Here is an 11,004-nt window from a genome sequence, read left to right as displayed (position 1 = left end):
CAATAAGGTATTTCCCGTTCGACTTGCATGTGTTAAGCACGCCGCCAGCGTTCATCCTGAGCCAGGATCAAACTCTCTGATAAAATGTTTGATTCACTCAAGACAACCAACTAGCTTAGCTATCTCTCGTCATTACTGTTTTAAAAGTTTTCATTCAAAAATGAATTGTATAAAGAAATTTTCGAGAATCGTATGTGTTTCACTGTTTAGTTATCAAGGTTGTTCACTGTCAGTTCTTTGCGACAGCTTGTTTATTTTACCTCATCTCTTTTCGTTTGTCAAGAACTTTTTTCAAGTTTTTTAAAACTTTTTGATGAAGTTTTTGTCTTTGTTGACGACTTGTCTACTTTATCATAAGTAGAAGTGTTTGTCAACTACTTTTTTTAAATTTTCTTGATTTTTTATAAATCTTAGAAAATTTAAAACGGAGAAGGAGGGATTTGAACCCTCGCGCCGCGTTAGCGACCTATACCCTTAGCAGGGGCACCTCTTCGGCCTCTTGAGTACTTCTCCAGTCTCCGAACTACTTAACTGCTGTTAAATTGTGGAGTGCGCATTTCTCACAGCGCATGAGTTATTATACTTAAAATATTTCACCTTGTCAATGGTTTTTTCTAATTTTATTTTATTTTTTATTATCTCCGCCATTTTTCCCACTTTTTTATCAGAATTCCTTAGAAATCCCTGGCATTTTCCCGGATTGTTTCCTCAATTCTTCTTTTTACTTCAGCTGCAATCTCGGTGGATTTCATATCTTTATATTCTTCATACTCCATCGGCTTCAGGAAATGAATCTGTACATCCAGCATTTTGGCAGATCCGGTATCAAACGCTTTATAGGAATCGATCAGAGCTACCGGAACGATCGGGCACTTTGCCTTCATAGCCGCTTTGAAGCTTCCGCCTTTAAACTCCTGTGGGTGATTTCCGTTTTTGCTTCTGGTTCCCTCTGCAAATATCAGATAGTTTCTTCCTGCTTTTACTTCTTTTGTAACATTGATAATAACCTGCATGGACTGTTTGATGTCTTCCCTGTCAATCAGGAAAGCTTTCATACATGCAAATACCTGTTTCAGGAACGGAACATTTCCAACCTCTTTTTTGGCAACTACTGAAAAAGGTACCGGGCACACCTCCATGATTGCAAGCACATCATATAATCCTTGATGATTGGGATAAAATATAAATCCATTTTCTGAAGGTATATTTTCCACACCGTGGGCGTCAATATGCAGATTTCCGCCTCGGTTGGCCGCGTGATCGATTTTTTTCAGCATTGCATAGCGCTGTTCTTCTGTATAGCGGTCCACATGCGCAGCGTACCAATTTAACATAATCCAGTAATATGGCACAAATAATATGTTTTTCAAAACCATTACTATAATTCTTTTCATTTTAGCAGTTCCTTTCTGAAATATGAGAAAAGACTGCTGCAAGATCTTAATATCCTGCAGCAGCCTCCCCTTACTCTGCGTTTAGCTTATTTGCAATTTTTTCTTCATATCCCGGGTTCTTTTTCACAAATACATTGTATGCCTTCGTATAATTCTTGTAAGTATCTGTTGTCATAAACTTGGCATAATCTGTCGCTGCCTGAGTTCTCAGTTCATCTGTAATCTCAGACGGCGGCATAACATAATATTTGCTTCCGTTTTTCTCTACCATGTAGGTACCCACGCATGGATATTCCTGGCTGTTTTCCAGAACCAGGTTATAATAAATATAAACGTAAGTATACTTGTCTTTCTCAGAAAGCTTATCGCACTCCTCCACCTTCACTTTCGTTGGATTGTGTGCGGCAAAATACTGAAGCGTAGCATCGATTTCCGTCTGAAGAAACTCATTGGCATCGTCTCCGCCTGAATAGCACTTTTTCACTTTCTTTTCACTGCCGTTTACGTATTCTTTTATAAGGGATTCCACAACTCCCTCAGGTGATTTCTGGTTTACACCGCATCCGGACATTGCCATGGCAAGCACCAGAACAATACCCAGAATGATTATTCTAGTTTTCTTTTTCATCTGCTTCTTCCACAGGCTCCTCACTGCTGCCGCCGTTTGCATTTTCCTCGACTTTTTCGCGGACTTTGGCAAGGCTTGCCACAGTTACACCCTCATCAAGATTGATCAGCTTCACACCAGATGTAATTCTTCCAAGAATGGAAATTCCGGCACAGGTAATACGAATGATAATTCCCTCAGTGGTAATCATCATAATCTCGTTTTCTTCATTCACGGCTTTGGCACCGATAACATTACCTGTCTTTTCGGTAATCTTGTAGCATTTTACACCCTTACCGCCACGGTTCTGGCAGGTAAACTCACTCATGGCTGTGCGTTTGCCCATACCATTTTCAGATACTACAAGAAGGTAATCGCCCTGGGAATTCAGCTGCATTGCCACAACCTCATCTCCTGGATCCAGGTTCATGCCGCGAACACCCATGGAACTTCTTCCAGTACTTCTTACATCTGTTTCTTTAAACCGGATACACATACCATCCTTGGTAACCAGCATAATATCCTTGTTGTTATCCGTTGCCTTTACTTCAATCAGCTCGTCATCATCTCGAAGGGTAATTGCCACAAGTCCGGTCTTACGCACATTTGCATACTCTTCCATCGGAGTTTTCTTCACAAGACCATTCTTGGTTGCCATAACCAGATAACGGCCTTCCTCGAAATTCCGCATAGGAATTACCGCTGTAATACGTTCTCCCGGCATAAGCTGCAGAAGGTTCACGATTGCCGTACCTCTTGCCGTTCTTCCTGCTTCCGGAATCTCATATGCTTTCAGACGGTATACTCGTCCTGTATTGGTAAAGAACATCAGATAGTGATGTGTGGTGGTCATCAGAAGCTCTTCGATATAGTCATCTTCAATGGTCTGCATTCCCTTGATTCCGCGTCCGCCTCTGTTTTGGCTGCGGAAATTATCTACGGTCATCCTCTTAATATAGCCAAGCTTGGTCATCGTAATGACAGTATTTTCCCTTGGAATCAGATCCTCTGTGGAAAGATCGTATACATCATATCCAATAGCAGTTCTTCTCTCATCACCATATTTGTCAGCAATTGCAAGAATCTCTTCTCTTACAACGCGGAGAAGAAGATTTCTGTCTGCAAGAATTGCCAGGAATTTGCGGATTTTCTCCTCTAACTCTGCATATTCTGCTTCCAACTTTTCTCTTTCCAAACCTGTCAGAGCTCTCAGTCGCATATCAACGATTGCCTGAGCCTGTACATCTGTAAGTTCAAATCGGTCCATTAATTCCTGCTTGGCAATCTGAACATTACGTGCAGCACGAATGATCCTGATAACCTCATCAATGTTATCCAGTGCCTTTAACAGACCCTCTAAAATATGTGCACGCTCCTGTGCCTTATTCAGGTCGTATTTGGTTCTTCTGGTTACAACATCTTCCTGATGGGCAAGATAATGCTCCAGAAGCTCTTTCAGATTCAGCACCTTCGGTACCAGACTGTCACCCTGAGGAACCACGCAAAGCATGATTACGCCAAAGGTATCCTGCAGCTGGGTATGCTTGTACAGCTGATTCAGAACAACGTTTGCGTTGGCATCCTTACGAAGATCAATGCAGATCCGCATGCCCTCACGGCTGGAATGATCGTTCAGGTCTGTAATTCCGTCAATCTTCTTATCGCGGACAAGTTCTGCGATTTTCTCGATCAGACGTGCCTTATTTACCAGGTATGGAAGCTCTGTAACGATAATACGGGACTTGCCGTTTGGCAGGGTCTCGATGTTGGAGACTGCACGAACACGGATCTTGCCGCGTCCGGTACGGTATGCTTCCTCGATTCCCCTTCTTCCAAGAATGGTGGCTCCAGTAGGGAAATCCGGACCTTTTACAACGTCAAGAAGCTCCTCCATGGTAGTTTCTCTCTGCTCTTCAATGGTATTGTCAATAATTTTTACCACAGCATTAATAACCTCACGAAGATTGTGAGGCGGAATGTTAGTAGCCATACCAACGGCAATACCTGTGGTTCCATTTACCAGAAGGTTGGGGAAACGGGACGGGAGAACCTTTGGCTCTCTCTCGGTTTCATCAAAGTTCGGCTGGAAATCAACGGTATCTTTGTTGATGTCAGCAAGCATCTCCATGGAAATCTTGCTGAGACGTGCCTCTGTATATCGCATAGCAGCGGCGCCGTCACCATCCACAGAACCAAAGTTTCCATGTCCGTCAACCAGCGGATAGCGGAAAGACCAGTCCTGTGCCATATTTACAAGTGCTCCGTAGATAGAGCTGTCACCATGAGGGTGATATTTACCCATGGTATCACCAACGATACGGGCACACTTACGATGGGGCTTGTCCGGACCGTTGTTCAATTCAATCATAGAGTACAGCACTCTACGCTGTACCGGCTTCAAACCATCTCTTACATCTGGAAGTGCTCGTGAAGCGATAACGCTCATGGCATACTCGATGTAGGATTCTTTCATGGTTTTCTCCAGATCCACCTCATGGACCTGGTCAAAAATCTTGTCATCCATATTGTTTTATCTCTCCTAGATATCCAGATTCTTTACAAAACGCGCATTTTCTTCGATAAACTCACGTCTCGGCTCTACCTTGTCACCCATCAGTGTGGTAAATACAAGGTCAATTTCAGAGGTTGCAGCCTCATCCATTGTTACGCGAAGAAGAATACGTTTCTCCGGATCCATAGTGGTTTCCCAAAGCTGCTCAGCATCCATCTCTCCCAGACCTTTGTAACGCTGGATCTTGTTGTTGGAATCTCGTCCGATTTCTGTCAGAATGGCATTGAGCTCATCATCATCATAAGCATACCAGACTTTTTTGTTTTTCTCGATTTTGTAAAGAGGCGGCTGCGCCAGATATACATAGCCCTGCTTGATCAGTTCCGGCATAAATCTGTACAGGAATGTAAGAAGCAGCGTGGCAATGTGGGCACCGTCAACATCGGCATCTGTCATAATAATAATCTTGTGGTATCTCAGCTTGGAAATATCGAAATCCTCATGGATTCCGGTTCCAAAAGCAGTGATCATTGCCTTGATCTCTTTGTTTGCATAAATCTTATCAAGACGGGCTTTCTCAACGTTCAGAATCTTACCGCGAAGAGGCAGGATTGCCTGTGTGGCACGGTTACGTGCAGTCTTCGCAGAACCGCCCGCAGAATCTCCCTCTACGATGTAGATCTCGCAGTTCTCAGGGTTCTTGTCGGAACAGTCCGCAAGCTTTCCTGGAAGGGACATGCTGTCAAGGGCAGACTTCCTTCTGGTCAGGTCACGGGCCTTACGTGCAGCTTCCCTTGCTCTTTGTGCAAGTACGGACTTCTCTACAGTCGCCTTGGCTACTGTAGGATTCTGCTCCAGGAAAATCTCCAGCTGCTTGCTTACAACGCTGTCTACAGCGCCTCTGGCCTCGCTGTTGCCCAGTTTCTGCTTGGTCTGGCCTTCGAACTGGGGATTGCCGATCTTAACGCTGACAATAGCTGTCAGGCCCTCTCGGATATCATCACCGGAAAGGTTCGGCTCGCTGTCCTTCAGAAGCTTGTTCTTTCTTGCATAGTCATTAAAAGTATTGGTAATAGCGTTTCGGAAACCTGTGATATGAGTACCGCCCTCAGGGGTATTGATGTTGTTTACAAATCCGTAGGTGTTCTCTGTGTAGGAATCATTGTGCTGCATGGCAACTTCTACGGCTACGCCGTCCTTCTCGCCCTCACAGTAAATAATCTCCGGGTACAGAGCTTCCTTGCTTCTGTTCAGATAAGTTACAAACTCACGGATACCGCCCTCGTAGTGGAAGGTTTTCTCACGCTCCATGCCCTCACGCTTATCTACAAGGATAATCTTCAGGCCTTTGGTAAGGAAAGCCATCTCACGGAGGCGCTGCTTGAGAATGTCATAATCGTATACGGTCTCCTCAAAAATCTGCTTGTCCGGAAGGAAAGTAACGGTTGTTCCTGTAGCATCCCCACACTCTCCAGCTTCCTTCAGCGGATACATTGTCTTGCCGCGCTCGTAACGCTGCTCATACCTCTTTCCATCTCTGCAGATGGAAACTTCCAGCCACTCAGACAGTGCATTAACGACCGAAGCCCCAACACCGTGAAGACCGCCGGATACCTTGTATCCTCCACCGCCGAATTTACCTCCGGCATGAAGAATAGTAAATACAACCTCTACTGCCGGAATACCGGCTTTATGATTAATTCCAACCGGAATGCCTCGTCCGTTGTCTACAACTGTGATGGAGTTATCAGGATTGATTGCTACATTGATTTCTGTACAGTAACCGGCCAGTGCCTCATCTACGGCATTGTCCACGATTTCATATACAAGGTGGTGCAGACCGCGGCTGGATGTACTTCCAATGTACATACCCGGTCTCTTACGTACGGCTTCCAGGCCCTCCAGAATCTGGATTTGGTCCGCTCCGTATTCCGTATTTGTTTCGCCCATGATATTCCTCCTGTTATCATCTATTCAAAACCACAGGAATTTATGGCATTGCTCTGCTGCCAGATTTCATTCCTGTTTTTGTGCATAAAAATACTAATTTATTATATCACAAAATCCCCGTTTTTGCCAGTTAAAAGCCATTTCCGCATGTAAAAAAAAGGCCGTATTTTCAACGAATATCCGTCAAAAATACGCCTTTTTTTACATGTTTCCTATAGTTTTTCTATTTTATTTCCAGCAAAGCCTGATAAATCTCTCTTTTGGTCACGCCGCGGTCTTTGGCAACCAGTTTCATTGCCTCCTTGCGGGCAATTCCCTGCTTCTCATAAACTTCCATATGCTGGGAAATGGACATCTCTTCCCATGCTGCTTTTTCTTCTTCCCGAATCTCCTCGCGGCTTTTTCCCTCAATTACAAGAACGCATTCACCAAGGGGCTTCTGGTCCTGATAAAAATCCAGCAGATCCTTAATAGTACTGCAAAATGCGGTCTCGTGCTTTTTGGTAAGCTCTCGGCAAAGAGTCATCCTGCGGTTGCCCAGAGTCTCATAAAGCTCCTCTAAAGTGCCTACAAGATGATGGGGTGCCTCATAGAGAATGATGGTCCTCGTCTCACTTTTCAGCTCTTCCAGAATTGCCTTGCGCTCCTTCTTGTCAGGCGGTAAAAAGGCCTCAAAAGCAAACCTGCGGGTAGAAAGGCCCGACAGGGTAAGCGCTGTAATGCAGGCAGCAGGACCTGGCAGGGATGTCACTTCAATGCCAGCCTCATAACACATGGCAACAAGCACTTCTCCCGGATCTGAAATGCCAGGAGTTCCTGCATCTGTAATAAGCGCTACATTCACACCGGAACGCATCTTGTCAATCAGTGTGTATGCTTTCTCCACCTTGTTGTATTCGTGATAGCTGGTCATCGGTGTTTTTATGTCAAAATGATTCAGCAGCTTGATACTGTTTCTGGTATCCTCTGCTGCGATCAGATCCACTTCCTTCAGTGTTCTGAGAACCCGCAAGGTAATGTCCTCCAGATTTCCTATAGGCGTGGCGCATAAATATAATTTACCGCTCATATCCTGTTCTCCCTTCTGCAATCGGCTCTGTTTCCGATCCGTCATTACAGCATTCTTCTGCTGTCGGATCAGACCATATCATACATTTCCAGGATTTCCTTTGTATAAACTCCCGGCTTCTCATAGACGATCAGCGGTCTTTCCACTGTGATTCTGGAATTTCCGCCCTTAAGGGCCTCAATCAGTACCATGTTCGGTTCCCGGTCTATATATGGGTAAACCAGCTGCATTCGCTTCGGTTCCAGCTTGTACTTCGTCAGCACATTCATAATTTCCGTAAGCCTGAAGGGCCGGTGCACCATATAAAAACGGCCCCTGTCCCCCAGAAGCTTAGCAGCCTGGCTTACCACATCCTCAAGGGTGCACAAAATCTCATGTCTGGCAATTGCCTTGGGCATATGAGGATTGGTCAGCCCATGCTGGCCGATCATATAAGGCGGATTGCATGTCACAACATGAAAAGAAGCTGCCCCGAAAATGCCGGCAGCCTCTTTGATATCGCCTTGTCTGATACTGACCCTGTCCTCCATGTTATTGTATTTCACACTTCTTGCCGCCATTTCGGCACATTCTTCCTGAATCTCCAGGCCAGTGAAATGCTCTCCTGGTGTCTTGGATGCAAGGAGCACCGGGATGATCCCGGTTCCGGTTCCCATATCAAGAACCTTCTCCCCTTTCTTCACTCTGGCAAATCCAGATAACAGAACAGCGTCCATACCGAAGCAGAATTTCTGTGGATCCTGGATAATGTAATATCCATTCTGCAAGTCATCCACACGTTCATTCTCCTTCACAAGATCATTAATCATTTAATTTGGAATCTCCCTTTTTGTCTTCAAGATCCTGCAGTTCCTTCATTTCCTGTTCGGAAACCTTCACTTTCTTCTTTCTGGAACGGAATTTCAGTTCCGCTACAGGGAACTCCTGAATCTCTTTCTCATCGCCGATTTCCACAACAACCTTCACCAGCTGGCGAAGTACATTTACACTCTGTACATTGCCCTGGATTCCATCTGATGTGGTAACAGTATCTCCAATTCCCGGAAGTCTGCGGTTCAGCTCCTCATAAGTCTCCTGCTCATTCTTCAGACAGCACATCAGTCTTCCGCAGACACCTGAAATCTTGGTTTGATTCAGAGAAAGATTCTGTTCCTTGGCCATTCTGATGGATACCGGAGCAAACTCGGAAAGGTAGGTATGGCAGCAAAGACATCTGCCGCAAATTCCGATTCCGCCCAGAATCTTGGTCTCATCTCTTACACCGATCTGGCGAAGCTCGATTCTGGTTTTGAAAATAGATGCCAGATCCTTAACCAGCTGACGGAAATCAATTCTGCCATCTGCTGTAAAATAAAACAGGACCTTGTTATTGTCAAAGGTGTATTCTGCGTCAATCAGCTTCATTTCAAGACCGTGCTCACGGATCTTCTTCTGGCAGATCTTGAACGCATCCTTCTCGCGCTCTCTGTTGTATTTCTCTCTATCGTCATCATCCGGAGTCGCTACGCGGAGCACTTCCTTCAGAGGATGTACTACCTGGTCATCTGCTACCTCCTTAGGTGCAAGCACCACCTTTCCATACTCAACACCGCGGGCAGTCTCAACGATTACGTGATCGCCCGGCTTCATTTTATAGTTCTTCGGATTGAAGTAATAAATCTTACCTACATTCCGAAATCTTACGCCTACTACTTTTGCCATTCTATTTCTCCCTGATTGTAAGGAACAAAAGCTCAAGGGCAAGTTCTGTATTTACATTGGCGCGAAGACGTACCTTAGTCTTCTCCAGTGCATCCAGAATTTTCTCCAGATTCTCATAGGAACGCTGGCTTGCCTGTTCCCTTATATAATTTATTTCCTGTTTGAAAACAAGATTATCTACTTCCCGTGTAGCCTTAAACATCAGTACATCACGGAACCAGAACTGGAAAAGATCCAGGTAATCTCCAATGTTCTGCTTGTCATTGGAAAGCTCCTTAATGGCTTCTGTAAGCTCATAGACCTCCATGTTATCTGCATTCTTCAGAATACGAAGGGCATTCTGGGTCATGTCTGCAAATTCCTGGGAAGTAGCAGCTTTCTTCGCCTTGCCAATGCTTCCATGAGCGTAGGACGCATCAATTTCAGCCTGATAATCCGGTATATGAAGATGCTCCATAAGGTATTTCTTCACAAGACCGTCATCTACTACCTTCAGGTCAAGACGCACGCATCTTGAACGGATGGTGGGCAGCAGTGCATCTATATTGCTTGTAAGAAGCATGATCACAGCATATTCCGGCGGCTCCTCGATGGTCTTCAGAAGGGCATTCTGCGCCTGAGGATTCAGCATCTCCGCGTCTGCTATGATATAGATCTTATGCGGACTGCAGTAAGGCTTAATATCTACATCATTGATAACCTGTTCCCTGATCTCGTCAATGGTAATGACATTTGGCTTCTCATGGGTCACCATAATGATATCCGGATGATTCTTGCCAATGGCCTTCTTACAGGAATCGCAGTGTCCGCACGGCTCTGTACCGCCTTCTTCACACTGCAGCGTCATGGCATAGGTTCCTGCCAGCAGCTTCTTTCCAGAACCAGGGTCACCTGTAAAAATATAAGAATGGGACACTTTCTCCGTCTCTATAGCATTCTTCAAATGCCTGATAATTTCTTCATGTCCTATAATGTCATTAAACCCTAACATTGGAATCACCTCACCCTATCATTTTGGTTACTTTATAGTAACTTTTTGTACAAATACAGTCTGACTGTATTCTCGTTCTAATTCTATCATGTACGACAAAATCATGCCATAGTTTTTTGTGAAATAATTCTGAATTTCGGGTTATAAATGTGTGTACAATGCAGTTTAAATCTGTGTCTGTGCTCTGTAATGTCAGCCTTTGATATACTGTGCAATTTCTTCCACGCATTTTTCCAGATCGATATTCTGGAATCTTTTCTTAATCCCAGCAGCAGCAATTTTTTCTTCGGAAAAATCCTCCTGGTCTGCCAGAAATCTTCTGCACATTTCCTCATAGCGGGGTGTCTTCTGGCTTCTCTCCCTATTCAACGCTCTTGCAAGACGCTCTCCGTCCTCCACTTCAATATAGATTGGGCAAAGTGCCTCTTCCCCATAGTATTCTCTCATTTTCACATAAGATTCCAGGGTACCGATTCCCAGATAATCTGATGCGTCCAGATTCACCTGTCCGTCATCTGCTGTAAAATAAGTCCAGATTCCGTGTACCGTATGATAGGCACGTGCTTCAATTACACAGCCCTTCTCCTGAAACTCTTTCAGCTTCTTATCATCCACAAAATAATACTGTTTGCCGTCTTCTTCCTCCGCCCGGATCGGACGGGTTGTATACAAAACCAGTTTTTTCAGTCCAAGCTCCTCATGTGCAGCCAGTCTGGCATAGATATGATCCTTCCCGGATGCGCTTTTTCCCATAATGTAAAATATTTTTCCCATAATTAT

9 protein-coding genes, 1 tRNA gene and 1 rRNA gene are annotated in these 11,004 nt (G+C 44.7%); all 11 read right to left on the bottom strand.

The features are described from left to right. A 16S ribosomal RNA gene (locus H8S54_RS17975) occupies window positions 1-83 on the bottom strand; the annotation flags it as partial. Between the two features lie 342 nt (window positions 84-425). After that, window positions 426-513, bottom strand: a tRNA-Ser gene (locus tag H8S54_RS04070). A 161-nt stretch (window positions 514-674) separates the two neighbouring features. After that, on the bottom strand, window positions 675-1,394 hold the full coding sequence (locus H8S54_RS04065; RefSeq protein WP_173767926.1) for a lysophospholipid acyltransferase family protein: 720 nt from the start codon (window positions 1,392-1,394) through the stop codon (window positions 675-677). 70 nt (window positions 1,395-1,464) lie between these two features. Further along, on the bottom strand, window positions 1,465-2,022 hold the full coding sequence (locus tag H8S54_RS04060) for a hypothetical protein (RefSeq protein ID WP_186900968.1): 558 nt from the start codon (window positions 2,020-2,022) through the stop codon (window positions 1,465-1,467). After that, on the bottom strand, window positions 2,006-4,525 hold the full coding sequence (gene gyrA, locus H8S54_RS04055; RefSeq protein ID WP_117849624.1) for a DNA gyrase subunit A: 2,520 nt from the start codon (window positions 4,523-4,525) through the stop codon (window positions 2,006-2,008). The genes H8S54_RS04060 and gyrA overlap by 17 nt, the downstream gene beginning before the upstream one ends. Before the next feature lie 15 nt (window positions 4,526-4,540). Next, the gene (gyrB, locus tag H8S54_RS04050; protein ID WP_021924434.1) at window positions 4,541-6,463 is read right to left on the bottom strand and encodes a DNA topoisomerase (ATP-hydrolyzing) subunit B; all 1,923 of its coding nucleotides are present in this window, start codon (window positions 6,461-6,463) and stop codon (window positions 4,541-4,543) included. A gap of 223 nt (window positions 6,464-6,686) precedes the next feature. Beyond that, window positions 6,687-7,532, bottom strand: coding sequence for a 16S rRNA (cytidine(1402)-2'-O)-methyltransferase (gene rsmI, locus H8S54_RS04045; RefSeq protein ID WP_021924433.1), 846 nt, complete (start codon window positions 7,530-7,532; stop codon window positions 6,687-6,689). Window positions 7,533-7,600: 68 nt separating this feature from the next. After that, window positions 7,601-8,341, bottom strand: a complete 741-nt coding sequence (locus H8S54_RS04040) for a tRNA1(Val) (adenine(37)-N6)-methyltransferase (RefSeq protein ID WP_021924432.1) — start codon at window positions 8,339-8,341, stop codon at window positions 7,601-7,603. Continuing rightward, window positions 8,334-9,233, bottom strand: a complete 900-nt coding sequence (locus H8S54_RS04035) for a PSP1 domain-containing protein (RefSeq protein ID WP_186900967.1) — start codon at window positions 9,231-9,233, stop codon at window positions 8,334-8,336. Before H8S54_RS04035 ends, H8S54_RS04040 begins: the two co-directional genes overlap by 8 nt. A 1-nt stretch (window position 9,234) precedes the next feature. Continuing rightward, window positions 9,235-10,224 carry a DNA polymerase III subunit gene (locus H8S54_RS04030; protein ID WP_021924430.1) on the bottom strand — a complete coding sequence of 330 codons (990 nt, stop codon included), beginning with the start codon at window positions 10,222-10,224 and terminating at the stop codon, window positions 9,235-9,237. 192 nt (window positions 10,225-10,416) lie between these two features. Next, window positions 10,417-10,998 (bottom strand): nucleoside/nucleotide kinase family protein, encoded by a 582-nt coding sequence (locus tag H8S54_RS04025; protein ID WP_021924429.1) that lies wholly within the window; start codon window positions 10,996-10,998, stop codon window positions 10,417-10,419. Between the last annotated feature and the right edge of the window lie 6 nt (window positions 10,999-11,004).

The sequence above is a fragment of the Blautia segnis genome, assembly GCF_014287535.1.
Taxonomy (GTDB): domain Bacteria; phylum Bacillota; class Clostridia; order Lachnospirales; family Lachnospiraceae; genus Blautia_A; species Blautia_A acetigignens.
The sequence above is the reverse complement of the archived record's forward strand: the minus strand, read 5'-3'. Positions and strand labels throughout refer to the sequence as shown.